Origin of the sequence: Sphingomonas sp. Root720, assembly GCF_001428605.1 — a bacterium.
Lineage (GTDB): Bacteria > Pseudomonadota > Alphaproteobacteria > Sphingomonadales > Sphingomonadaceae > Rhizorhabdus.
The window spans coordinates 198,816-223,368 of record NZ_LMID01000013.1 but is presented as its reverse complement, the minus strand read 5'-3'; the positions used below and the strand labels follow the sequence as shown (position 1 = coordinate 223,368).

27 protein-coding genes are annotated in these 24,553 nt (G+C 65.6%); 20 read left to right on the top strand and 7 right to left on the bottom strand.

Annotation, left to right across the window (positions count from 1 at the left end; translation table 11 throughout):
- Positions 1-112: 112 nt before the first annotated feature.
- Both dnaK and dnaJ read left to right on the top strand, forming a co-directional pair.
- Positions 113-2,005 (top strand): molecular chaperone DnaK, encoded by a 1,893-nt coding sequence (dnaK, locus tag ASE22_RS18500; protein ID WP_056363179.1) that lies wholly within the window; start codon positions 113-115, stop codon positions 2,003-2,005.
- A gap of 136 nt (positions 2,006-2,141) precedes the next feature.
- Positions 2,142-3,284: a molecular chaperone DnaJ gene (gene dnaJ, locus ASE22_RS18495; protein WP_056363176.1), complete on the top strand. Its 1,143-nt coding sequence runs from the start codon at positions 2,142-2,144 to the stop codon at positions 3,282-3,284.
- A gap of 174 nt (positions 3,285-3,458) precedes the next feature.
- Here dnaJ and ASE22_RS18490 read toward each other — a convergent pair whose 3' ends face one another.
- Entirely contained in the window at positions 3,459-3,995 is a 537-nt protein-coding gene (locus ASE22_RS18490) for a tetratricopeptide repeat protein (protein ID WP_056363173.1), read from the bottom strand.
- Between the two features lie 134 nt (positions 3,996-4,129).
- Here ASE22_RS18490 and ASE22_RS18485 point away from each other — a divergent pair, with 134 nt between their 5' ends.
- From ASE22_RS18485 to ASE22_RS18470, 6 genes are all read left to right on the top strand, one after another.
- Positions 4,130-5,089 carry an IS1595 family transposase gene (locus ASE22_RS18485; protein ID WP_056363170.1) on the top strand — a complete coding sequence of 320 codons (960 nt, stop codon included), beginning with the start codon at positions 4,130-4,132 and terminating at the stop codon, positions 5,087-5,089.
- Between the two features lie 100 nt (positions 5,090-5,189).
- Positions 5,190-5,927 (top strand): hypothetical protein, encoded by a 738-nt coding sequence (locus ASE22_RS18480; RefSeq protein ID WP_056363166.1) that lies wholly within the window; start codon positions 5,190-5,192, stop codon positions 5,925-5,927.
- Positions 5,924-6,484, top strand: a complete 561-nt coding sequence (locus ASE22_RS18475; protein WP_056363163.1) for a PIN domain-containing protein — start codon at positions 5,924-5,926, stop codon at positions 6,482-6,484. Before ASE22_RS18480 ends, ASE22_RS18475 begins: the two co-directional genes overlap by 4 nt.
- On the top strand, positions 6,474-6,617 hold the full coding sequence (locus ASE22_RS27160; protein WP_235536286.1) for a hypothetical protein: 144 nt from the start codon (positions 6,474-6,476) through the stop codon (positions 6,615-6,617). Before ASE22_RS18475 ends, ASE22_RS27160 begins: the two co-directional genes overlap by 11 nt.
- An 8-nt stretch (positions 6,618-6,625) precedes the next feature.
- Positions 6,626-6,820, top strand: coding sequence for a hypothetical protein (locus ASE22_RS26900; protein ID WP_156397138.1), 195 nt, complete (start codon positions 6,626-6,628; stop codon positions 6,818-6,820).
- A 189-nt stretch (positions 6,821-7,009) separates the two neighbouring features.
- Entirely contained in the window at positions 7,010-7,501 is a 492-nt protein-coding gene (locus ASE22_RS18470) for a methylated-DNA--[protein]-cysteine S-methyltransferase (RefSeq protein ID WP_056363160.1), read from the top strand.
- A gap of 97 nt (positions 7,502-7,598) precedes the next feature.
- Here the strand turns inward: ASE22_RS18470 and ASE22_RS26895 are convergent, their stop codons facing one another.
- A complete protein-coding gene (locus ASE22_RS26895) occupies positions 7,599-8,732 on the bottom strand; it encodes a hypothetical protein (protein ID WP_156397137.1) in 1,134 nt (377 codons plus the stop codon).
- 205 nt (positions 8,733-8,937) lie between these two features.
- Positions 8,938-10,335, bottom strand: coding sequence for a protein adenylyltransferase SelO family protein (locus tag ASE22_RS18455; protein ID WP_056363152.1), 1,398 nt, complete (start codon positions 10,333-10,335; stop codon positions 8,938-8,940).
- Between the two features lie 37 nt (positions 10,336-10,372).
- Between ASE22_RS18455 and ASE22_RS18450 the strand changes: the two genes are divergently transcribed.
- From ASE22_RS18450 to ASE22_RS18415, 9 genes are all read left to right on the top strand, one after another.
- Entirely contained in the window at positions 10,373-11,245 is an 873-nt protein-coding gene (locus ASE22_RS18450; protein ID WP_056363149.1) for an alpha/beta fold hydrolase, read from the top strand.
- Between the two features lie 4 nt (positions 11,246-11,249).
- Entirely contained in the window at positions 11,250-12,404 is a 1,155-nt protein-coding gene (locus ASE22_RS18445; protein ID WP_056363146.1) for a glycosyltransferase, read from the top strand.
- Positions 12,405-12,511: 107 nt separating this feature from the next.
- A complete protein-coding gene (locus tag ASE22_RS18440; RefSeq protein WP_056363143.1) occupies positions 12,512-13,915 on the top strand; it encodes an NAD(P)H-dependent flavin oxidoreductase in 1,404 nt (467 codons plus the stop codon).
- Between the two features lie 135 nt (positions 13,916-14,050).
- The gene (locus tag ASE22_RS26890) at positions 14,051-14,593 is read left to right on the top strand and encodes a hypothetical protein (protein WP_156397136.1); all 543 of its coding nucleotides are present in this window, start codon (positions 14,051-14,053) and stop codon (positions 14,591-14,593) included.
- Positions 14,594-14,678: 85 nt separating this feature from the next.
- Positions 14,679-15,284, top strand: coding sequence for a hypothetical protein (locus tag ASE22_RS26885; protein ID WP_156397135.1), 606 nt, complete (start codon positions 14,679-14,681; stop codon positions 15,282-15,284).
- 208 nt (positions 15,285-15,492) lie between these two features.
- Positions 15,493-16,191 (top strand): glutamine amidotransferase, encoded by a 699-nt coding sequence (locus tag ASE22_RS18430; protein WP_056363137.1) that lies wholly within the window; start codon positions 15,493-15,495, stop codon positions 16,189-16,191.
- A 64-nt stretch (positions 16,192-16,255) separates the two neighbouring features.
- Positions 16,256-16,594, top strand: coding sequence for an STAS domain-containing protein (locus ASE22_RS18425; protein WP_056363134.1), 339 nt, complete (start codon positions 16,256-16,258; stop codon positions 16,592-16,594).
- A 25-nt stretch (positions 16,595-16,619) separates the two neighbouring features.
- Positions 16,620-17,582, top strand: coding sequence for an MBL fold metallo-hydrolase (locus tag ASE22_RS18420; RefSeq protein ID WP_056363131.1), 963 nt, complete (start codon positions 16,620-16,622; stop codon positions 17,580-17,582).
- 167 nt (positions 17,583-17,749) lie between these two features.
- Positions 17,750-19,768, top strand: a complete 2,019-nt coding sequence (locus ASE22_RS18415) for a CHASE2 domain-containing protein (RefSeq protein ID WP_056363129.1) — start codon at positions 17,750-17,752, stop codon at positions 19,766-19,768.
- Between the two features lie 145 nt (positions 19,769-19,913).
- On the opposite strand, the gene ASE22_RS18410 is transcribed toward ASE22_RS18415, so the two are convergent.
- Entirely contained in the window at positions 19,914-20,504 is a 591-nt protein-coding gene (locus tag ASE22_RS18410) for an OmpA family protein (protein WP_056363125.1), read from the bottom strand.
- Entirely contained in the window at positions 20,501-20,932 is a 432-nt protein-coding gene (locus ASE22_RS18405) for a FecR family protein (protein ID WP_056364092.1), read from the bottom strand. The genes ASE22_RS18410 and ASE22_RS18405 overlap by 4 nt, the downstream gene beginning before the upstream one ends.
- Positions 20,933-21,050: 118 nt before the next feature.
- Between ASE22_RS18405 and ASE22_RS18400 the strand changes: the two genes are divergently transcribed.
- From ASE22_RS18400 to ASE22_RS18390, 3 genes are all read left to right on the top strand, one after another.
- Positions 21,051-21,398: an ATP-binding protein gene (locus ASE22_RS18400; protein WP_235536285.1), complete on the top strand. Its 348-nt coding sequence runs from the start codon at positions 21,051-21,053 to the stop codon at positions 21,396-21,398.
- A gap of 110 nt (positions 21,399-21,508) precedes the next feature.
- A complete protein-coding gene (lgt, locus tag ASE22_RS18395) occupies positions 21,509-22,351 on the top strand; it encodes a prolipoprotein diacylglyceryl transferase (protein WP_056363119.1) in 843 nt (280 codons plus the stop codon).
- A gap of 61 nt (positions 22,352-22,412) precedes the next feature.
- Complete coding sequence (locus ASE22_RS18390; RefSeq protein ID WP_056363116.1) at positions 22,413-23,468, top strand: class I SAM-dependent methyltransferase; 1,056 nt, start codon at positions 22,413-22,415, stop codon at positions 23,466-23,468.
- On the opposite strand, the gene ASE22_RS18385 is transcribed toward ASE22_RS18390, so the two are convergent.
- Positions 23,469-24,074 carry a hypothetical protein gene (locus tag ASE22_RS18385; protein ID WP_056363114.1) on the bottom strand — a complete coding sequence of 202 codons (606 nt, stop codon included), beginning with the start codon at positions 24,072-24,074 and terminating at the stop codon, positions 23,469-23,471.
- A 29-nt stretch (positions 24,075-24,103) separates the two neighbouring features.
- On the bottom strand, positions 24,104-24,541 hold the full coding sequence (locus ASE22_RS18380) for an EF-hand domain-containing protein (protein ID WP_056363110.1): 438 nt from the start codon (positions 24,539-24,541) through the stop codon (positions 24,104-24,106).
- Positions 24,542-24,553: the final 12 nt, after the last annotated feature.

Here is a 24,553-nt window from a genome sequence, read left to right as displayed (position 1 = left end):
CAGCAAATGAATCCCCACCTATATCGCCCCCATTCAATGCGATCGGTCGCATGCTCGCCTCGTCATATGGGGGCATGGCCCGGATCGTCTTTGGGGGTTTGAAAGGACTGGAATGGCTAAGGTAATCGGTATCGATCTGGGCACGACCAACAGCTGCGTCGCCGTGATGGAAGGCGGCAAGCCCAAGGTCATCGAAAATGCGGAAGGCGCGCGCACGACGCCGTCGATCGTCGCGTTCGCCAAGGATGGCGAGCGGCTGATCGGCCAGCCGGCGAAGCGGCAGGCGGTCACCAACCCGGACAACACCATCTTCGCGGTGAAGCGCCTGATCGGCCGTCGCTTCGACGATCCGATCACCCGCAAGGACACCGAACTGGTGCCCTATCACATCGTCAAGGGCCCGAACGGCGACGCCTGGGTGCAGGCGGGCGGCGAGGAGTATTCGCCGTCGCAGATCTCGGCCTTCACGCTGCAGAAGATGAAGGAAACCGCCGAGAGCTATCTTGGCGAGACCGTGACCCAGGCGGTGATCACCGTCCCGGCCTACTTCAACGATGCCCAGCGCCAGGCGACCAAGGACGCCGGCAAGATCGCGGGCCTTGAGGTGTTGCGCATCATCAACGAGCCGACGGCGGCCGCGCTGTCCTATGGTCTCGAGAAGAACGACGGCAAGACGATCGCGGTCTACGATCTCGGCGGCGGTACCTTCGACATCTCGGTCCTCGAGATCGGCGACGGCGTGTTCGAGGTGAAGTCGACCAACGGCGACACCTTCCTCGGCGGTGAGGATTTCGACGCCAAGCTGGTCGAGTTCTTCGCGGCGGATTTCCAGAAGGCGGAAGGCATCGACCTGACCAAGGATCGTCTTGCCCTGCAGCGCCTCAAGGAAGCTGCCGAAAAGGCCAAGATCGAACTTAGCTCGGCGCAGACGACCGAAGTCAACCTGCCGTTCATCACGGCCGACGCGACCGGTCCGAAGCACCTCGTCAAGTCGCTGACCCGTGCCGACCTCGAGCGTCTGGTCGAACCGCTGATCCAGCGCTCGATCGAGCCGCTCAAGAAGGCGCTGTCGGATGCCGGCCTGAAGGCGGGCGACATCGACGAGGTCATCCTCGTCGGCGGCATGACCCGCATGCCGCGCGTTCGCGAAGTCGTGAAGAGCTATTTCGGCAAGGAGCCGCACACCGGCGTCAACCCCGATGAGGTGGTGGCGATGGGCGCGGCGATCCAGGCCGGCGTGCTTCAGGGCGACGTCAAGGACGTGCTGCTGCTCGACGTGACCCCGCTGTCGCTGGGCATCGAAACGCTGGGCGGCGTGTTCACCCGGATGATCGATCGCAACACGACGATCCCGACCAAGAAGTCGCAGACCTATTCGACGGCCGACGACAACCAGAACGCCGTCACGATCCGCGTCTTCCAGGGCGAACGCGAAATGGCCGCCGACAACAAGATGCTCGGCCAGTTCGACCTGATCGGCATCCCCCCGGCGCCGCGCGGCGTGCCGCAGATCGAGGTCACGTTCGACATCGACGCGAACGGCATCGTCAACGTGTCGGCGAAGGACAAGGGCACCGGCAAGGAACAGCAGATCAAGATCCAGGCCTCGGGCGGCCTTTCGGACTCCGACATCGACAATATGGTGAAGGATGCCGAGAAGTTCGCCGAGGAGGACAAGAAGCGCCGTGCGGCGGCCGAGGCGAAGAACAACGCCGAAAGCCTGATCCACACGACCGAGCGCCAGCTCCAGGAGCATGGCGACAAGGTCGACGGCGGCCTCAAGGCCGAGATCGAGGCTGCGATCGTCGAGGCGCGGACCGCCGTCGAGGGTGGCGATGCCGATGCGATGACCGAGAAGGCCCAGGCGCTCGCGCAGGTCGCGATGAAGCTTGGCCAGGCGATCTACGAGAAGGAGCAGGCGGCTGCCGCCTCGCCTTCGCCGGATGAGGCGCCCAAGGACGACGTGGTCGACGCCGAGTTCTCGGAAGTCGACGACAAGAAGTAAGGCATCGTCGATGCCGTGACCTTACCGGCCCCGTCAGCGATGGCGGGGCCGCGTAATGTCTGCGATAGACGGGAATGACTATCGGCCGCTTCGGGGGAAGTGGGCGTGGGGAAAATGTGGTGGTTTGCGGGGCGCGATGAGCACGGACATCGATTATTACGAACTGCTCGAGGTGGAACGCACCGCCGACGACAAGGTCCTCAAGACCTCGTTCCGGCGGCTGGCGATGCAATATCACCCCGATCGCAACCCCGGCGACCACGAGGCCGAGGCGAAGTTCAAGGCGATCAACGAAGCCTATGACTGCCTGAAGGATCCGCAGAAGCGCGCCGCTTATGACCGCTTCGGCAAGGCCGCCTTCCAGAATGGCGGTCCCGGGGGTTTTGGCGGCGGCGGGGGCGGCTTCGAAGGCTTCTCCGACATCTTCGAGAACATCTTCGGCGAGTTCATGGGTGGCCAGCGCGGGGGCGGCGGCCAGCGTTCGAGCGTGCGGCGCGGCGCGGACCTGCGCTACGATCTCGAGATCAGCTTCGAGGACGCCTATGCCGGCAAGCAGGCGTCGATCACCGTCGACGTCGCCGCGCAATGCGAGACGTGCGAGGGTTCGGGCGCCAAGCCCGGCACGGGCACCCAGCACTGCAAGACCTGCGGCGGCCACGGCAAGGTGCGCGCGCAGCAGGGCTTCTTCGTCGTCGAGCGGACCTGTCCGTCCTGCCACGGCGCGGGCCAGGTGATCTCCGATCCCTGCGACTCATGCCATGGCGAGGGCCGCATCGAGAAGACCAAGACGCTCGACGTGGGGATTCCCGCCGGCGTCGACGAAGGCACGCGCATCCGCCTGACCGGCGAGGGCGAGGCCGGCGCGCGCGGCGGCCCGCCGGGCGACCTCTATATCTTCATTCACCTGCGCGAGCACGAGATCTTCCAGCGCGACGGGAACACGCTGTTCGCGCAGGCGCCGATCAGCTTCACCACCGCCGCGCTGGGCGGTACGATCGAGGTGCCGGGCCTCGACAAGCAGCGCCACGAGATCCGCATCCCCGCCGGCATCCAGTCGGGCAAGCAGATCCGCCAGCGCGGCGCCGGCATGCCGGTCCTCAACGGCAGGGGCTTCGGCGACCTCGTCATCCAGATCGAGGTGGAGACGCCGACCCGCCTGAGCGCGCGCCAGAAGGAATTGCTCGAGGAGTTCCGCTCGACCGAGACGGGCGAGGAATGCCCGGAGTCGAGCGGCTTCTTCGCGCGCCTCAAGGGCATGTGGGAAGACCTGACCGACTAGACCTGACCGTCGTCCCCTTATCGGGTGCGGAGCAACCGGCCTCCGCCGGGATGACGTGTTACGCAGGGTCTCGCCCCGGGGAGGGCGCGCTTCACGACCGACGCCACGCTCCTAGCTTGTTGTTTTACCGCGTTTCCCGAGTCGGCAGATGTTTCCATCTGCCTCGAAACCGCTCTAGAAGACCATGCCGTAGGAACGATATTGGGTCACGACCTCGCGGTCGAGCGCCATCACCGCTGCCATGTCGGCATCCGCCTTGGCCTGATCGCCCTTGTGTTTCCAGGCCACGGCGCGGCCCAGCAGCGCTTCGGACAGGGTCGGCTGCGCCGCCAATACGCGATCATAGGACAGGATCGCCTCGTCGTAACGCCCGAGCTTGACGAGCGTGAAGCCCCGGCTTTCGAGCGCATCCGCATCGGTCGGGGCCTTGGACAGGGCTGCATCGCAATCGGCAAGCGCCTCCGGCAGATCGATATCGGCGATCGCCCTGTACCAGCACAGGCTGGTCAGGTCGGTCTCGTCGGTGGCGGCGGCGCGTGCGGCGGCGAATTCCCGGCGCGCCTCGGCCTTGCGACCGCTCAGCCACTTGGCCTGCGCGCGCAAGGTCATCAAGGGCACGTCGCCGGGTTTGATCTTGAGCGCCGCCGACAGGGTTGCGATCATGCCCGGCAGATCGCCGCTGCGTCCCTGGAGAATGGCCTTGTAGTACATCGTCCAGACATCCCGGGGATCGATCCGCAGGGCCTCCGCGAGGTCGCTCGAGCGGCCTTCGATATCGTCGGCGATTACGTATTTTACAAACCCAACGGAACACGGTAGGAACAGAGGTATAAGGAGCCTACCGAATGTCCGTTCTCTCTCAGCCCCGCTTTCACGATGAAGCCGCCGCCTTCGAATATCTCGAAGCGATGATCTGGGCCGACGGAATTGTCTGCCCGCACTGCGGCGTCGTCGGTGGCCGCGTCTACAAGCTGGAGGGCGTTCGCTCGAAGCCCAGCAAGAAGAACCCTGAGGGCATCGTCCGTCACGGCCTCAAGAAGTGTGGCGAGTGCCGTAAGCAGTTCACCGCGAAGGTCGGCACCGTGTTCGAGGACGCCAAGCTCCCCCTCCACAAGATGCTCCAGGCCGTGCACCTGATCGTGTCGAGCAAGAAGGGCATCAGCAGCCACCAGCTTAGCCGCATCCTCGAAATCCAGTACAACTCGGCTTGGTTCCTCTCCCACCGCATCCGCGAAGCCCTGCGCTCCGGTGAACTCGCCGTGCCGTTCGGTTCGGGCGGTGGCGCTGTCGAGGTGGACGAAACCTACATCGGCGTGATGAAGGGCGCGAAGCTTGGCCGCAGCGGCGCGCACAAGATGAAGGTGATCAGCCTCGTCGATCGCGCCAGCGGACAGATCCGCTCCTACACCTTCGATCAGATGATCAGCGCCTACGTGGAGCCGGTCTGCAAGGCGAACATTGCCAAGGAAGCGCGCCTGATCACTGATGGCGCTCGCCTCTACAAATATGTTGGCAAGAATTTTGCCAGCCATGAAAGCGTCGATCACGCGCACGGCGAATATGTGCGCGGCGACGTGTTCACCAATACGGTTGAGGGCAGCTTCTCCATTTTCAAGCGCGGCATGAAGGGCATCTATCAGCACTGCGGCGAGCAGCATCTGCACCGCTACCTTGCCGAGTTCGACTTCCGGTACTGCAACCGCGCCAAGCTGGGCATCGATGACAAGGCCCGCGCTGACAATGCGGTGAAGGGCATTGTCGGCAAGCGGCTCACGTATAAATCAACTGGTGTCCAATACGCTTAAGAAGCCCAAGCGGACTGGGCGTACGCGCAGCCGTTGGCGGACGAAGCCGCATCGCAATTGAGTGCTTTACGCGAAATTTTCTTTCGCGTAGAATCCGCCAATGGCGGATTTTGAAGAGTTCAGTTTTGTCATTCCGGGGTATACCCCGGAGACGATTCCGCTCAACCGTCTAATTGAATATTTGCAGCAGATGTCGGTCGTTCTTGGCGACCCTGAGAGCCTGCATTTGATCAGGGTTGATAAGGGCAGCGCAGAACCGATTTTGCATGCGCCGAAAGCCGTCGCCTTGCAGGCTCAGGACAACGCCGCGCGCATCCAGCGCGGGGACGGTACAAAAAAGCAGATAGACGCATACAACCGTATACGCCGAATGCTCCGCCGTGATGCGCGGGATGCTGGTAATCCGGCTCTGCTAAAACGAGCGCAGAAGGTAGTTTTGGAAATCCCTGTTGCGCCGGATGACCTCGGGGTTCTTTCCGGTATTCGGCAGGCATCTACCGTCGATGGCTATCTTATCCGGGTCGGGGGCGCCGGAGACGACGCCGCCCTACAGGTGCAAGATTTACAGGGCCGAATTTTATCTCGACTCACTGCCAAGCGCGCCGTCGCCAAAGACTTGGCAAAGCTTATGTGGGAGCCCGTCAGACTGCATGGAATAGGCCTTTGGGAGCGGACCGGCGAGGGAGAATGGCGTCTAGAGCGGATGCAGGTGCAAAGCTTCGAACAATTGGAAGACGAAGACTTGAGCGTCATTCTTGAGAAGATGCGCACTCTGAAAGTTACTTGGCCCGATGATGTAGACAAACGCCTCCGCGATGAACGAGAAGGATCGCTGTGACGGTCGCTTTCGACAACACGATGTTGAGCATCTTGCTAAATCCGAAGGGTAGCATCCCTGACGACCCTCAAACGGGCTTGCCCGTTTCGGACGCCAAGGCCCGCGCTGATAGCGTCGTACAGAAGATACAGAAGGGCCGGCGCAAAATTATATTGCCTGCTCCGGCATGTGCTGAACTGCTAACCGCGATAGGACCAGACGCTCAGCAGTACATCAATGTTGTCAGTCGCTCGCGGGTATTTGAGATTGGGAACTTTGACGCGCGATGCGCCGCTGAACTCGCCCTGCTTAACCGGGACACGTTCGCCGCCCATGACAACAAGCATAAAGCGGAGCCATATCAGAAACGGAAGGTCGATCGGCAGATCATAGCAATCTGCAAGGTTTACGGCGCTTCGGAGATCTACACCGATGATGATGGCTTAGCTAAGCGGGCCAGAATGTGCGGGATTACGCCCATAAGCATTAGCGAGGTGCCAATTCCAGATAGCGCGCGCGAGCCACAATTTGACCTAGAGCCGCATGATCCAATCCCGGACAGTGATGATGTCAAATAGAGAGCCCAAATCCCAACTCGACAAGTTCAAGGAAGCCGCGCGCGAGCTAGAGTGCGACGACGACGAGAGGCGCTTTGACGAGCGGATGAAGAAGATCGTCGAGAAGAAGCCGGAGCCGGGGAAGCCTGAGTGAGGCTTGTCGTGTCGGCATTGAAATGGGCCGGACTTGTCGTCGGCATTACGGTGCTGTCGATCGCTGGCTTTATTTTTGCCGCTTGGTTGTCACCCGGCGATCCGGGGCGCTCTTATCTGAATTTTGCGTTGGTAGCGGCGGCGGCATCGCTTGCTTGGCGCCTCATCGCCCGCCTTTGGTCATGTGGTTTGTCAAATACGTAATCGCCTTTAATTCTTCAGGTGGAACAATCAACCGTCGAATGATCCATGATCGATCGATTCGCTTCCGGCGGACGAGGCGGACGAATGGCCGGGTTTTGCGGAGCAAGGAACGGGGAGCCTTCCGACCCCGGCAAAGGCATAGGGGCGTCATATGCGAATGTGTCCGCCCCAATCGAAAGGAGTCGACCGATGACCCTCGCTTCCACCATTTTCGCGTCGCCGCTGGGCGACCTCAAGCTCATCGCCGGCGAACGCGGGCTGGTCGCGATCCTGTGGCCCGACGATGCGCCGGGACGCGTTCGGCTGGGGGCGATGTCGGAGGCGCCGGATCATGCGGTGCTGGTCGAGGCCCGTCGCCAGCTTGCCGATTATTTCGCGGGACGGCGCGAGCGCTTCGACGTGCCGCTCGATTTCCGCGGCAGCGATTTCCAGAAACAGGTCTGGACCGCGCTAATGACGATCCCGTTCGGCGAGACCCGCAGCTACGGCCAGATCGCCAGGCAGATCGGCCGTCCCTCGGCCTCTCGGGCGGTAGGTGCCGCCAACGGGCGCAATCCTATCTCGATCGTGGCCCCCTGCCACCGCGTGGTGGGGGCGGGGGGAGCGATGACCGGCTTTGCCGGCGGGCTGGAGGCAAAGCGCTATCTGCTCGCATTGGAGCGTGGGCGGATGGCGGCCTGACATAGCGGTGCGCCGCCCCTCGCCGGGCCGTTCCCCCCGTCGGAGAACGGCTTGGCAAGAGACGGCGCTCCAACCCGTTGGGAGCGAGGCCGCGGCCTCAGCTCTGCCAGGCGGGCCGGAAACCCGGGCGCGGCGGCGCCTTGATCCGGGTGGTTATATGCTCGGCCTGGCGCGGTGCCGGCGCCGGGCGGACAGGAGCCGTGGCGGCCTTCGTCACCGGCTGCACGCCCTGCTCGGCCATGCGTTCGCGGCCGTCGAGGAAGCTCGCGCGCTTCAGGCGGCGCTTCAGCGACAGGAAGGGATTGTCGGCCGTCGGACCGGCATAGGCAGCCTGGGTGTGGCGGCCGAAGCGCGAGAGGTCGAACCCGGCCGGGATGGCCGTCGTCGGGCCGCTCGTCGCGGCGACCGGACGGTCGGCCATCGGCGGCATCGCTGGCGTCGTAACGGGATGCGACGTCGGCGCGGCGGGCATCGCCGCCTGGACCGGCAGGGGCGCGACGGGCACCGGCTCGGCGGGCGCCGCGATGACCGTGTCGGCGACATGGACCTCTTCATCGTCGCGACGACGACGCATCGCGAAGAGACCGCCGCCGATCAGCAGGATCGCGGCACCGGCAGCGCCGGCGATCGGCAGCATATCGTCGCTGGCATCGGTCTGCACGGTGCGCGTGCTGACAGACGGCGCCGGGGTCGCGATGGGGGCTTCGGCGACGGGGGCCTGAGCCGGAGCAGTCTCGGCGAGCGGCGCGGCAGGGGCGGGCGCAACGGTCGCCGTGCGTTCGACCGCGGCGGGAGCGACGGTCCGTGCGGCGGCAGCCGGTGTTTCACGCGGTGTTTCACGCGGGGCCGGTGCCGTGCGGGCGACCGGACGGCTTTCGGGCTCGACCTGCGGCTGCGCGACGGCGGAGGACGTGACGGTGGAGCTAGTGGTGCTGGGCGTAGGGGTGGTGGGCGTCGCGTCGAGACCGGCGGCGATACCGCCAGGGCGGGTTGGCACGGTCACCAGCGACCCGGCGGCGGGTGCGGTGGCCGGAGCCATGCTCTGCACGGCCGGGGCGGCGGCCGTCGGCGTCGCGGGAGCGACGCTGGTCATCGGCGCCGGAGTCACGACCGGCGGCGGGGTAACCGTGACCGGTGCAACATCCTGCGCGAAGGACGGGGTTGAGGACAAGGCCAGGACAGCGGCGATCGCGGTCAGGCCGGGGCGGACGGGGTTAAGTGCGTACCTCATGGGGGAATGAACCCCTCGCCCCGAAATCGGGTCCAGCTTTACCGATGGATTGCAGGTTTCATACGGTGAACTGATTTTTTATATTCGCCGATGTTTCGTAATGGACAGATAAGATGAACGTCTGTTCATATATTCATCTGGTATTCATGTTTTCGCCACTGGTTCCCAGCTTGCATAACGGGCACTATTCTACGAGAATATGGATCTATAGTCGCATCGCTTCGCCCATGCGACGGATCGCCACGACCTTTGCTTCCAGCGGCGACCAGTCGTCGGTCGCGTCGATCGCCGACCAGATCGCCTCTACCTCCTCGATCAGCATCGAACAGGGGTCGACGTCGGACCAATAGCCATGGTCGAGCGATACCACTCCCTCATAAGCCGTAATCGCCGAGCGGAACGCGGCGAAATCCTCGCCGTCATAGGCGCCGTCGGCGGACGAGGCGCCGCGGCGACGCCCTCCGCGCCAGTCGAAGAAGAAGCGGTCGATGCCGACCCCGCTGCGCTGGAGCGCGACATCCATCGCCTGAAGCAGCGCGAGGTCGGCCTCCTCGCCGCGCGGGGCGATGCCGAGGCGGTCACAGATCGCGGCGCTGGCCTCGCGCTCATAATGGCTCGGCCAGGCGTCGAGTGCGGGGGCCAGTTCCTCGGCCTCGGCGATCGGGCGCAGCGACAAGGCGAGTTGGACGACGTCCCAGTGGATCGCCTGCGCCTGCCGCCCGAAGGCATAGAGACCCTGCTGATCGAAATAGGCGGCGGTGAAGCCCGGGTTCCAGGTCGGGTTGAATCGCCACGGGCCATAGTCGAAGCTTTCGCCGGTGACGTTGATGTTGTCGCTGTTGAGCACGCCATGGACGAAGCCTGCGGCCATGTAGCTCGCCGCCAGCCGCGCGGTGCGCCGGCAGACCAGGTCGAGCAACTGGCCGGCCGGCGCGTTGCCGGGTGTCTCGCCGTAGAGCTCGCTCAGGACATAGGCGGTGAGCTCGCGGATCATGTCGTCCTCGCGCAGCGTCGCCAGCCGCTGGAAGCTGCCGATGCGGATATGGCCGTGGCTCAGCCGCACCATCACCGCGGCGCGGGTGGGGGAGGGCTCGTCGTTGCGCTGGAGCTGCTCGCCGGTCTCGATCAGCGAGAAGGTCTTGGAGGTCTCGACGCCCAGCGCCTCGAGCATCTCGGTGGCGAGGATCTCGCGCACGCCACCCTTCAGCGTCAACCGGCCGTCGCCGAAGCGGCTGTAGGGCGTCTGGCCCGATCCCTTGGTGCCGAGGTCGAGCAACCGCCCGGCGCCGTCGCGGAGCTGCGCGAAGAGAAAGCCGCGGCCGTCGCCGATGTCGGGATTATAGGCGCGGAACTGGTGGCCATGATAGCGCAGCGCAAGCGGCTGGGGCAGGTTGTCGGGCAGCGGCTCGAACCGGCCGAAATGGGCGACCCACTGCTCGTCGCTCAGGCCGTCGAGTCCCACGGCCCCGTCCCAGCGCCGGTTGCGGAAGCGCAGGATCGTCTCGGGAAAGTCGGCGGCGGCGACCGGATCGGCGAGGCGATCCTGCAAAGTCGCGATCGCGACGTGCGGACGATAGGCGGCGGCTTGCGGGGCGATAGTCATATGGCGATATGGGGTACGGGTAGCGGGAGGTGCAAGCATGGCGAGTTGGGAAGACGGTTACTGGTCCTCGAAAGATGGTCTCCGCCTCCACTATCGCGACTATCCGGCGGCGGCCGGCGTTTCGCGCCTGCCGATCCTCTGCCTGCCGGGACTGACCCGCAACGCGCGCGATTTCGCGGCGGTGGCCGACCGGCTGGCCGGCGACCGGCGGATCGTCGCCGTCGAGCTGCGCGGGCGCGGCGAGAGCGAGCGGGCCAAGGACCCGATGAGCTATGTCCCCGCCACCTATCTGGAGGATGTCTCGGCGTTGATCGGCGAGGCTGGGCTCGATCGCTTCATCCTGTTCGGCACCTCGCTGGGCGGCATATTGTCGATGCTGATCGTCGCGACGATGCCGGGCAGGGTAGCGGGGCTGCTGCTCAACGACATCGGCCCGGCGATTGACCCTGCCGGGCTGGTGCGGATTCGCGGCTATGTCGGCCGCGGCGGCAGCTATCCGACCTGGCTGCACGCGGCGCGCTCGCTGGCCGATATCCACGCCACCGCCTATCCCGATTATACGCTCGACGACTGGCTCGGCATGGCCAAGCGCCTGTTTCGCCTGACCCAGGCCGGGCGGATCGTCGCCGATTATGACAGCGCGATCGCCGAACCCTTCAAGGTGCCGGGCAACGAGAGCGCGGGCGACCTCTGGCCGCTCGTCGACGCGCTGAAGCCGCTGCCCGCCCTGCTTGTGCGCGGCGGACTGTCAGACATATTGTCGGCCGCGACGGCCGATCGCATGCAGGCCGAACTGCCGATGCTCGAGCGGATCGACTTGCCGCGGATCGGCCATGCGCCGACCCTGTTCGAGCCCGAATGCGAGGCGGCGATCGATCGGCTGCTCGCCCGGATCGATCAGGCCGGTTGAGCCGATGGCACGGCCCGCCCGCAACATCCCGCGCATCCTCCATTGCCATTCAACCTTCGCGCTGGGGGGCAAGGAGGCGCGGGCCGTCCGCCTGATGAACGCGTTCGGCGATGCGGCCGAGCATGTCGTGCTGAGCGCGGTGCCCGATGCGCTCGGGGCGCGTACGGCGATCGATCCCGGCGTCCGCGTCGCCTTTCCCGGCGATGCCGCGCCGTCGCTGCGCGGCAAGCCGGGGCTCGCCCGCTATGCGGAGCTGGCGCGCTACATGGCCGGCTTCGATCTCGTGCTCAGCTATAATTGGGGGGCGATGGACGTGGTCGGCGCGCGCCGCCTGTTCGCCGCCGTCCGCCGCCTGCCGCCGCTGATCCACCATGAGGACGGGTTCAACGAGGACGAGGCCGTGCGCCAGAAGCCGAAGCGGGTCTGGTTCCGCCGGCTGGCGCTGCCCGCCGCGCACCGGCTGGTCGTCCCGTCGCACCGGCTCGAGGCGATCGCGCGTGAGGCGTGGCGGCAGCCCGAGGCGCGGATCGAGCGGATTCCCAACGGCATTCGCCTGCCGAGCGACGCCGAACTGGCGGCGCCGCTGCCGATCCCTGGGGTCGGTCCCGGCGCCGGCCTGCTCGTCGGGACGGTCGCGGGGCTGCGGCCGGTCAAGAATCTGGCGCGGCTGGTGCGCGTGTTCGCGGCCGGCGCGCCCGGCGACGCGCGGCTGGTGATCCTCGGTGACGGCCCGGACCGTCCCGCGATCGAGGCCGAGGCCGCGCGGCTGGGGATCGCCGGCCGGGTGATCCTGCCCGGCTTCGTGCGCGATCCGATCCGCTGCATGGCGGGCTTCGACATCTTCGCCTTGTCGTCGGACAGCGAGCAATTCCCGATCTCGCTGGTCGAGGCGATGGCGTGCGGGCTGCCCGGCCTGATGACCGACGTCGGAGACATCGCGGCGATGGCGGCGGCGGAGAACCGGCCCTTCATCCTGCCGTGCGACGACGAGCCGGGCCTCGCCGCCGGGCTTGCCCGGCTCGCCGCCGATGGGACGCTGCGCCGTGCGACCGGCGCGGCCAATCGAGCCGGCGCGTTGCGATCTTATGGGGAAACGGCGATGATCGAGCGCTATCGCCACCTTTACTGGGCCGCTATGGATACCCATGTGAGACGGTAACAGGCTCCCAATTTGGGAGCGAAAGAGATTTTGCGCGCATTTTACGGCCCTTGGGACTATAGGGCGCGAAATTCTTTAGGCGCTCTGGCGCGTGCGTGGAGGTTTCTTTGTTCAAAGGTCTGCGGCCGATCCAATATGGTGGACGCGAAGTCTGGCCCATCATCGAAGGTGGTAAGGGAGTCGCCGCGACCAATCATATGAGTTCGGGCGCCTGGGCGGCGGCCGGCGGCATCGGCACGGTGTCGGCGGTGAATGCCGACAGCTACGATCCCGAAGGCAAGATCATCCCCCAGGTCTATCGTGCGCTCACCCGCCGCGACCGGCACGAGGAACTGATCGCCTATGCGATCGACGGCGCTGTCGAGCAGGTCAAGCGCGCCTTCGACATCTCCGGCGGCAAGGGCGCGATCAACATCAACGTGCTGTGGGAAATGGGCGGCGCGCAGCGCGTCCTCCACGGCGTGCTCGAACGCACCAGGGGCATGGTGACCGGGGTCACCTGCGGCGCGGGCATGCCCTACAAGCTCAGCGAGATCGCCGCCTCCTACGGCGTCAACTATCTGCCGATCGTCTCCTCGGCCCGCGCGTTCAGCGCGCTGTGGAAGCGCGCTTATTCCAAGGCGGCCGAATGGCTCGCGGCGGTGGTCTACGAGGACCCCTGGCTGGCCGGCGGCCATAACGGCCTGTCGAACGCCGAGGACCCGAAGGCGCCGCAGGATCCCTATCCACGCGTCAAGGCGCTGCGCGAGACGATGCGCGAAGGCGGCATCTCGGACGACGTGCCGATCATCATGGCGGGTGGCGTCTGGTATCTGCGCGACTGGAACGACTGGATCGACAATCCCGAGCTCGGCCAGATCGCCTTCCAGTTCGGCACGCGCCCGCTGCTGACCCTGGAAAGCCCGATCCCGCAGGCGTGGAAGGACAAGCTCACCGTCCTCGAGCCGGGTGACATCCTGCTGCACCGCTTCTCGCCGACGGGCTTCTATTCCTCGGCGGTCCGCAACGACTTCCTCCGCAACCTCGAGGCGCGGTCCGAACGGCAGATCGCCTTCTCGATGGAGGCGGCCGGCGATCACCAGTACCAGCTCGACGTCGGCGTGAAGGGCAAGAGCTTCTGGGTCACGCTCGGCGATCTCCATCGCGCCCGCGAATGGTATGGCCTCGGCTTCACCAACGCCCTCAAGACGCCCGATAACACCCTCGTCTTCGTCGATACCGACGAGATGAAGGTGATCCGCAAGGACCAGGCCGACTGCATGGGCTGCCTCAGCCAGTGCGCCTTCTCCTCCTGGGCGGACAATGAGAATAACTCGACCGGCCGGCTCGCCGATCCGCGCAGCTTCTGCATCCAGAAGACTTTGCAGGACATCGTCCATGGCGGCCCCGTCGACAACAACCTGATGTTCGCGGGCCACGCCGCGTTCAAGTTTCGGCAGGACCCCTTCTATTCGAACGGCTTCGTGCCGACGGTGAAGCAGCTCGTCGATCGCATCCTGACCGGCGACTGATCCGGCCTGGGGCGTTCCTCGCCCTCAAGGAATTGTGATGGCACGCGGCCTGTCCTGCGCAGCGCCGTGGAAATACTTGTAAAGTAGGATTGCATTTGTTCACTCTATGTTCCAGGCTGGAATATGGAGAGTCGAATGGCCAAGGATCCACATTATGATCGATATGCCGGGATGACATCGCTGCCCGGCGATCCGTTGAATCCCCGTAAGCCCAGACCATTCAGGGTCGATGAAGACGGTGAGGTCGTTTATCGTGACGACCAGTCCCGGGATGCCGACCATGTCGGGGGTGTCAAGCCGCACGACCTCGCACAAGCCGGTATCCTCGATTGGGGCGAGCTTGATCGAAACATCGATAAGCGATTGTCGATTCTGGCGGGACAGAACGCTGAACCTCTTGCCGCGCCGCCATTGCCTCCGGAAACGCGAGGAGGCGGGAGGCCGGTGTCCTTAAGCCGAAAGACCATCGGCGGGACTGAATATTATGTGATCAGCGCCAATACCTTTGATCTGACGCGTTCCAACGGCAAGACCGCGATGCCTAATGCAGATGTCATTGCCGCGATGAACGCGAGCATGGGGCAGGCTGCGGTGACGGATAGGGGGCCCGAAAAAACCAATAGCATCGTCCGCCTGCCACTGGATCGACAGCAAAGATTGTTTGAAGGTGGAAGATGAAGGCGACATGGCCTCGTTATTTAGGCGTATCTCCAGAGCCTCATCGTGATTAAAATTCAGTGGGTTCGGGACAGGAGGGATTTTTATGGTGTCCGATTTGCGTCTCTATTTTCCTGATCCTTGTAGCGAATCTTGGAGCGCTATGGTTCCGTCAGGATGTTGTCGGATGTGCTCCAAATGCGAGCGGCCCGTTCACGATCTCACCCGCTATGACATCGCCGGAGTAGAGAAGCTTTTACATGACGAACCCGGGGCTTGTGTTCGTGCCTGCATCGATGCGTCTGGCGCAATCGCCACCAAGCCAGGGCCGCATGGCAATATGCGTCGAATTGTCGCCATCGTTGGTGCTTCGGCGGCGTTATTGATCGCCTCCCCCGCGCTTGCCCGCGATCATCGGGCGAAAGGCGCTATCGTCGGCGTTGTCGAAACGTCCGCATGGAAGGTGACCGTGACGGCAAAAGACGAACATGGTAATTCTTATAAGGCGAAGGCTAAGAGGAATCATAAATACAAAATAAAAAATGTTCCACCAGGGGTTTATTCGATCGAGTTTTCTACGGATTGCGATGAAAATTGGACAGTGGAAAATGTCGTCGTAAAGGATGAAGAGATTAAATTGGACAGTCGTCCGGGCGATGCGTGGCGATGTATCACTGTCGGTCTTGTGCAAATTGTCCAATCCGACGGATGATTTTCCGTTGCGATATGGAGGCCAGGCGATCGAAATAGGATCGATCGACGGCCGCAATCGCTTTTCCGTCAGAAGGCGGCGTGAGAAGCGCAGCGTTGAAGGGCAATCCGGTCGGGCGTAATATCAACTAATATGGTAGAGCTGTTCTTCGGTCGTCGAAAGGCGAAATGCCGTTGGATTCCCGGGCTGTCGCGCTAGTCTCGCCGGCATGAAGTCCGCGCTCGTCATTCGCCACGTCCCCTATGAAGGCATCGCCGGTTTCCGCGCCCCCGTGGAGGAGGCCGGCTATGTCATCGACCGGGTCGATGTCACCGATCCCGATTTCGCCGATCTCGATTTCGACGAACCCGATCTGGTCGTGATGATGGGCGGCCCGATGGGCGTCTACGAGGCCGACCGCTATCCTTGGCTCGGCGGCGAGATCGCCCGTCTCGCCCGGCGGATCATGCTCGACCGGCCGACCCTCGGCGTCTGCCTCGGCAGCCAGATCATGGCGGCGGCGATGGGCGCGCGCGTTTATGCCGGGCCGGTCAAGGAGGTCGGCTTCTCGCCGGTGACCATCCATGACGCGGGCCTCGCCTCGCCGCTGCGCCATATCGACGGCGTGCCTGTGCTCCATTGGCACGGCGATACCTTCGACCTGCCCGAGGGAAGCGAGCTGCTCGCCTCCTCCGACAAATATCATCACCAGGCCTTCCGGCGCGGCGACAACATCCTGGCCCTCCAGTGCCATTCCGAAATGGGCGAGGATCCGCGCTTCGGCGCCTGGTTGGAGGACGAGCCCTATATCGAGGCGGCAGGCCTGAGCGTCGGCGAATTGCGCGACCAGCATGACCGGCATGGCTCGGTCGCGGTGGCGGCGGGTCGCAGGATGATCGCCGACTGGCTCGACCGCCTGGACCCGTAATTGCCCAACTTCCCTGCGCCGGAATTAGAAGCTAGCATGGCGGCCGGCAGGGGGAGCGTGGCTTATGATATGGTCGGAAGAGGCGCGGGACGGGGCGATCGTCGCCGCGCCGAAGGGCAGGATCGACGAAAGCACGGCACAGGATTTCGGTACCAGCCTCGAGGGCGCTGTCGGCCATGCGGCCGATGCGTCGGCGCGGCTCGTCGTCGACTGCGCGGGGATCGACTATATGTCCTCGCGGGGCCTGCGGGCGCTGACCCTGGCCAAGCGCAAGGCCGACGGCGCGGGCGTAAGGATACTGCTCGCGGCCCCTAACGGCGTGGTGCGCGAGATCCTGGCGATCAGCCGCTATGACAAGCTGTTCGGGGTGACCGAGACGGTCGACGCGGCGCTGACCGACTGAACTGGCTATCCGGGGGGAGAGTGCGATGCTGGTCCGATTTTGGGGAACGCGCGGATCGCTGGCCGTGGCCCAGACCGCGGGAGCGATAAGGGGCAAGATCGCCCGCGCGCTGGTGGCGGCGGGCGGCCGGAGGTTCGCCGACGAGGCGGAAGCCGGCGTCTTTGTCGAGAGCGAACTCGATTTCGCGACCGGCGGTACCTATGGCGGCGCCACCACCTGCGTCGAGATCGAGGGCGGCGACGGCTCCTTCATCGTCTGCGACATGGGCACCGGCCTGCGCGAGTTCGGCATCGACGCCTTCGGGCGCTGCGCGGCGGGGCATGAACGGACCTATCATTTCTTCATGTCGCACCTGCACTGGGACCATATCGGCGGTTTCCCCTTCTTCGGGCCGGCCTTCGATCCCAATGCGCACATCATCGTCCATTCGGGCCATGCCGATGCCGAGGAGGCGTTGCGCCGCCAGCAGCAGGAGATCAGCTTCCCGGTCGCCTTCGACTGGCTCCGCGCCAAGATCGAGTTCCGCACGCTGGCGCCGGGCGAGACCTATCGGATCGGCGGGCTCGACGTCGAGGTGATGGAGCAGCACCACAGCCACAAGAGCTATGGCTATCGCTTCACTGACGATGCCGGCAAGACCGCGATCTTCTCGACCGACAGCGAGCACAAGATCGAGAGCATGGACGGAGAGGCCGACGTCGCCGACTTCTTCCGCGATGCCGATCTCGTCATCTGCGACACGATGTATTCGCTCGCCGACGCGGTCTCGATGAAGGAGGACTGGGGGCACAGCTCGAACATCGTCGCGATCGACCTGTGCCATGAGGCCGGGGCGAAACGGCTGGCGCTGTTCCACCATGAGCCGATCTACAGCGACGACGACATCCAGCGCATGCACAAGGAAAGCATCCGCTACGAGGAACTGACCCGGCGCGAGATGCCGCTCGAGGTGTTGTGCGCCTATGACGGCCTCGAGGTGCGACTGTAGGGGATGCTCCGGGACCGGCGCTACCAGATGCCGTCACCCCAGCGAATGTTGGGGTCTATGTCTCTCGCCAGCCAGATGACCATCGGGGAGAGGGCATACATCGATGCCAGCCTCCGCTGGCATGACGGCTATTGGCTGTCCCCCCTGTGCCCAAGCGAGAGACGCCCATGACCCGTAGGATCTGGCTGGCCGGCATCCTCGGGCTGGCCGTCGCGGCGCTGCTCAGCGCCTTGTCGGGCGAGGCGATGCGCCGGCCGCTGTTCGACCTGTGGCAGCGCATCGCCCCGCGCGACCTGTCGGGCACGCCCGTCCATGTCGTGCTGGTCGATTCGGACAGCATCGCAGCGGTCGGGCCCTGGCCGTGGCCGCGCTACCACATGGCCCGGCTGACCGAGGAGATCGCCGCACGCGGGCCCAGGGCGATCGGCTTCGACATGCTGTTCCCGGAACCCGACCGGGTCCGGCCCGACATCTTCGCTGCGCTCTACCCCGAGCTCAGTCCCGCCGCCGCGGCCGAGGTTCACGCCCTGCCGCCGATGGACCGGCTCTACGGCCAGGTGATCGGCAAGGCCCCGGTCGTACTCGGCCGCGCCGGCGTCGCGGCGGGCGGCGACGATCCCGCCCGGCTCGTCGTCGATGCCGAGGTGAAGGGGCCGCCGCCGCCGGCGTTGCCGGACCTTGGCGGAGCCGTCGCCAATATCCCCGAGCTCGAACAGGCGGCGCTCGGCCATGGCCTGCTCAACGGCCAACCCGACAGCGACGGGCTGGTCCGGCGCGTGCCGCTGCTGATGAAGCTGGGTGGCCGGCCGATGCCCGGCCTGTCGCTCGAACTCGCCCGCATCGCGTCCGGCGCGGAAAGCGTGACGAGCGCGGCCGATGCCGTCACCGTCGGCGGGCATCGCGTGCCCGTCGATGCCGAAGGGCGGATGCGGCTGCGCTTCGGTAACTTCCCGGCCGGCGAGATCAGCTCGGCCGCCGATGTGCTCCGCCGGAAATTCCCCGCCGATGCCTTCGCCGGAAAGATCGTCCTGCTCGGCCTCGCCGCCGAGGGGACCGCCGACATCGTCGCCACGCCGCTGGCGGCCGAAGGCTATGGAACGCTGGTGCAGGCGCAGGCGGTCGACGCGATCCTGCGCGGCGGCTGGCTCGACCGTCCCGCCTGGGCGGCGCCCGTCGAATGGGGGGCGGGGCTTCTGCTGTCCGCGCTGGTGCTGTCCGTCGGTCCGGCCCGGCGCCGGCGCTGGTTGCTGGTGCCGGCCGGGCTCGCCGCTGCGATCGCCGCGGGCGGCTGGCTGGCGTTCGATCTCGCGTCGCTGCTGTTCGATCCGCTGCGACCGCTCCTGCTGGGCGGCGCGACCGCGCTCGGCGTCGCGGGCGGGATGTTCGTCGAGGCGCGGCGCGAGCGCGAGCGGCTGCGCGAGACGCTGCTCCACGAGCGGATCGCCGCCGCCGCGACCGAGGGCGAGCTGCAGGCCGCGCGCTCGATCCAGCTCGGCATGCTGCCGCCGCGCGGGGATCTGGCGAGCATCGATCCGCGCATCGACATCGACGCGCTGCTCGAACCCGCCAGGTCGATCGGCGGCGATCTCTACGACGTGATCCGGCTCGACGCCGACCATATCGCCTTCCTCGTCGGCGACGTGACGGGAAAGGGTGTGCCGGCCGCGCTGTTCATGGCGCTGTCCAAGGCGCTCGCGAAGAGCGTGGTGCTGCGGGGCGTGCCAAGCCTTGCCGACGCGGCCTCGGTCCTCAACGCAGAACTGATGCGCGACAACAGCGAGTCGATGAACGTGACGATGCTGATCGGCATCCTCGACCTGGCGAGCGGCGGGGTCACGCTGATGAGCGCCGGGCACGAGGACCCGCTGCACATCCGGCCGGACGGCGCGATCGCGATCCACAAGCTCGACGGCGGGCCGCCCTTCTGCATCCTCGACTTCCCCTATCCCGACGAGCCGATGACGCTCGCACCGGGCGAGACGCTGGTGCTGATCTCGGACGGTGTCAGCGAGGCGCAGGACGGGGCGGGGGCGTTGTTCGGGCATGACCGGCTGCTCGCGGCGCTGCGCGGACGGACCGGTGCCTCGGACATGGTCGAGGCGATGCGCGATGCGGTGCGCGCCTTCGAGAACGGCACCGATCCCACCGACGACCTGACGGTGATGGCTATCCGCTATTTGGGGTGAGGGGCGTTCGGCCCCTTCCCCAAAAGCGTCATGCCGGCGCAGGCTGGCATCTCGCAAGGTGGGGGAAGCGCTTCTCTCGCGAGATGTCAGCCTGCGCCGGCATGACGGAGAGACGGATGGCGAGTGCTCCCGATCCCGCCGCCGTTCAGCGGATCGTCACCACCACGCGCCGGTTGGCCGGTTCCCGGGTGTTGTCGGGGGTCGGCACGCGCAGGTTGCGTTCGCCGCGGCCGACCGCGCTCATCATGGCCGGATCGATGCCCTGCCGGGCGAGCACGCCAAGCACCTCCTCGGCGCGTTGCTGCGACAGCCGGTCATTGTCGTCGGCGCTGCCGAGCGTATCGGTATAGCCGGTGACCTGCACCTCGGCACCGGGCCGCTCGGACACCTCCTTCGTCAGGAAGGCGAGCCCCGGCGCCGATTCCGGCGTGAGCTCGGCGGTGCCTTCGAGGAAATAGAGCGTCAGCCGCACCGGCGGCGGCGGCAGCGCCTCGAGCAGGGCGAGCTGCCGCGCCTTCAGCTTCGCGGGATCGATCGCGCGGGTGCGCGGCGTGCCCGAAAGGTTGGTGCTGCTGTTGAGCTCGCTGACCACCGTTTCCATCGGCCGGCCATTCTCCTCCAGCACCGCGACAGCGCCTTGCTTGCCCTCTTCGCTGGGCAGCAGGGTCAGGGTCGGCGTCGTGGCGCAGCCCGCGAGCAGGCCGGCGGCGGCGAGCGCGAGCGGCGTCCGGCTCATTTCGAAACCTCGACGATGAAGCGGGTGCCGCGGACGCCGAGCAGCGAGGTCGGGGTGCGGACCTTCATCGCGTCGGGTTTCGACTTGGCGATCTGCCCCGACACGATCGCGAGCGAGCCGCGATTGACCTTGGTGACGAAGCTGCCCGCCTGGGTGGTGCGGTCATAGTCGAACTGGTCGACCGAGATGCGGCTGTTCGGCCCCACCGAGAAACGGGTGTCGTCGATGAAGGTCAGGCTCATCTGGCCGTCCTTGCCGGTGACGAGGGTGTCGCCGGGAAGGAGCTGGAATCCAGGAGCGGGCGTCAGCTTCGCCTTGCCCCGCTCGATCGACGTCGCGCCCATGCTGCGCTTGATCCGGCCGATCTCGGCCCAGGCCGGCTGCGCAATGACGGCCAGTGCGAATATCGTCAGAATTGCCTTACGCATGATTCTCGCCATCCCCATGACCAGCAAGGCGTGACATAGCGCAAATATGAGCGCTCGCGACTCGAATTCCGCGTCGGTTACAATCCGTTGCAAAGGCGAAACCGCCGTTCATGAGAGCGTGGAGGCGGCCCGGCTCTTCGGCGTCGACGCGCGCCTCGGCGCGGGCGATGCGGCGCGGCTGGCGATCGTCGTCGAGGAACTGGTCGCCAATCTCGTCGAGCATGGCGGCGCCGCGGCGATCGGTGCGATCGAGCTGAGCCTGGCATGGGAGGCCGGCGGGCCGATTTCGCTGGTGCTGGTCGACGGCGGCATCGCGTTCGACCCGCGCGGGGCCGATGCCGGTGCGGCGATCCCCGAACGCGGCGGCGGGGCCGGGCTCAACCTCGTCCGGGCCTGGGCGACCATCGTCGAGTATCGCAGCGACGGGGACCGCAATCGCACGGAGGTGTCGATCCCGGTCGGTTGACGGCATCGGGCCGCATGGCCGCCCTTCCACCCGATCGATCGCCCGGCTATGGCAGGCCCACCTAGCCTTTCGAGTCCAGCCTTTCGGGGCCAGCCTTCCGGGGAACATCCTTGCAACAGCCCGCCATCGCCCACGCCTCCGCCCAGGCGATCCACTATGACGACCTGGGCCTGAACCCGATCGCGCTCGATCTCGGTTTCCTGCAGGTCCATTGGTATTCGCTGGCTTATATCGCCGGCATCCTGCTGGGCTGGTACTATCTGGTCAGGATGATCGACCGGCCGGGCGCGCCGATGGCGCGGCGCCATGCCGACGACTTCGTCTTCTATGCGACGCTCGGCATCCTCATCGGCGGACGGCTGGCCTATGTGATGTTCTACCAGCCCGAAATCCTCCTCCACCCGCTCGACGTGTTCAAGCTGTGGCAGGGGGGCATGTCGTTCCACGGCGGCGCGCTCGGCGTATCGGTCGGCATCTTCTACATGGCACGCCGCAACGGGCTCAGCTGGCTGCGTATCCACGACTATGTCGCCTGTTGCGCGCCCATCGGCCTGTTCTTCGGCCGCATCGCCAATTTCGTGAACGGCGAGCTGTGGGGGCGTCCCACCGACGTTTCGTGGGCGATGATCTTTCCCGGCGCGCCGGACGGCCTGCCGCGCCATCCCAGCCAGCTCTATGAGGCGGGCCTGGAAGGACTGGTGCTGGGTCTGGTTCTGGCTTTCTTCTTCTGGCGCACCGACGCCCGCAACCAGCCGGGCAAGCTCGTCGGCATCTTCCTGCTCGGCTATGGCCTCAGCCGCTTCGTCATCGAATATTTCCGCGAGCCCGACGTGCAGCTCGGCACGCTGAGCTGGGGGCTGACCATGGGCCAGACGTTGACCGTGCCGATGTTGATCGGCGGGGTGTATCTGATCGCCACCGCGTCGAAACGGAAGCCTATCGATGCCGTTTAGTATATTGCTAACCATATTCGCCTAGGCAGGGGCGATAACGACGTCGAAGAACCGGACAGCAATGGAAACACCTGGGGAGCTGGCGGAAGCGCTGATCCGAGTGATCGAGGCCAATGGGCCGATTCCGGTCGCCGACTATATGGAGGCGGCGAACGGCCTCTATTATGCCGCGCACGATCCGTTCGGCGTAAAGGGCGACTTCATCACCTCGCCCGAGATCAGCCAGATGTTCGGGGAACTGATCGGCATCTGGATTGCCGACCTGTGGGGCCGCTCGCGCGCGCTGAGCGCCTATTATGTCGAACTGGGCCCGGGGCGGGGGACGCTCGCCGCCGACGCGCTGCGCGCGATGGGCGCGCTGCGCCGCCATCCGGAAGTCCATTTCGTCGAGACGAGCCCGGTGCTGCGGCGCCTTCAGAAGGAACGGGTGCCCGACGCGATCTGGCACGAGGGCATCGAGACGCTACCGACCGACGCGCCGTTGATCGTCGTCGCCAACGAGTTCTTCGACGCGCTGCCCTACCGCCAGTATATCAAGACCTATAGCGGCTGGCGCGAGCGCGCCGTTACCCATGACGCCGAGGGCTTCCGTCCGGTGCCGGGCGCCGTACCGGCCGAGGATGTCGTGCCCGAGCATCTCCACGATGCGGTCGCCGGCAGCATCTACGAGACCTCGCCGGCGGGACTCGCCGTCGCCCGCGCGCTCGGCAAGCGGATCGCGAAGCAGGGCGGGGCGCTGCTGGCGATCGATTACGGCCATGAGAATTACGACGCGGGGGACACGCTGCAGGCGCTCAACGCCCATGCCTATGCCGACGTTTTCAGCAATCCCGGCGCCAACGACATCACAGCCCATGTCGACTTCACCGCGCTGGGGCAGGCCGGCAAACTCGGCGGCGCGCGGATCGAGGGGCCCGTGTCGCAGAGCTATTTTCTTGCCACGCTGGGTATCGCCGCCCGCGCCGCCGCGCTGTCCCGCCATCATCCCGAGCGCACCGAGGAGATCGGCGCGGCCTATCACCGGCTGACCTCGGAGGAGGAAATGGGCACGCTCTTCCGCGCAATGGCGATGGTCAGCCCGAAATGGCCCAAGCCGGCGGGGTTCGAGGTGGCCTGACTACTCAGCGGGCCAGGCGATGGATCGCATCAGCAGGTCCAGCTGGTCGCGATACTCATCGGACGCCCGGGCCGTGGTACGAAAACTGATCAGCCATTTCCCGCCAACATAGCAGAAAAGGTCGGCTTCCGAGCGGACGGCTTGCTGGCGGCCCGCGAACACATCGGTTCCTCTGTAGACCAACCGTCGCCCCGGTCCTTCGAAGTTCGAGGACGGGGACGCTATTTCTCCGTGCGCGACCAGCCGCATTTGTGGGTGAGCGCTTTCTATGCTTTGCTCGATGCCCTGCAGTTCACGCTCGCAGAACGTGTTTCGCGTTTGCCGGATGACATTGCGTGGCGACCCGATCGAAACGATGTCGGGGGCTGGATAGACATAAACGGTGAATGCGGCCTGCAGATCGCGTTGAAAGACGTTGTAGCCAACTCCTACATCGCTCGCCTTCGAATCATATTCGGTGATCTCGACCAGTTGCAGCCGCCCCACGCTACGGGGAAAATGCACGCCTGACAGCCGGTGAACATAGTCGCCGGCCGGCCGAAAGCTGCGCCGGTGGCTGCTGTCCGCCGAATTGTCCGGCTGCGCCGTGCAGCCGCTGACGATCAAGCCGAGAAGAATTGCCGCGGTCCGGCCTCTCATCCCTCGCTCTCGGGCACGCACGGAGCCGGCCGTGTCGTCTTGCGCGCGATCCGGGTGGTTTCGAACTCCTCGGCGGTCAGGGTCGCCGATGCGTCGGCATCGGCCTTGGCGAAGCGGTCGGTGGTCTTGACCGACCATTCCTCGAAGGTCAGCCGGCCGTCGCCATTGGCGTCGAGCTTGGCATAGGCCTTGTGCCGGCTGGCGAGGAACTCCTCGCGGCTGACCTTGCCGTCCTTGTCCTTGTCGTAGCGGCCGAAGCGCTTCTCCTCGCGGGTCTTCTCGGTCGCGGCGGGCGGCTCGGCGAGCGGTGCCGGTTCGGCGGCCTGGAGCGGGGCGGAGGCGATCCTGGGGCCCGCGCCCTGGCCCTGCCACAATATCACCCCGCCGCCGGCCAGCAGCAGTGCACCGGCCGCACCCGCCAGATATCGCCACATGTCGCATCTCCC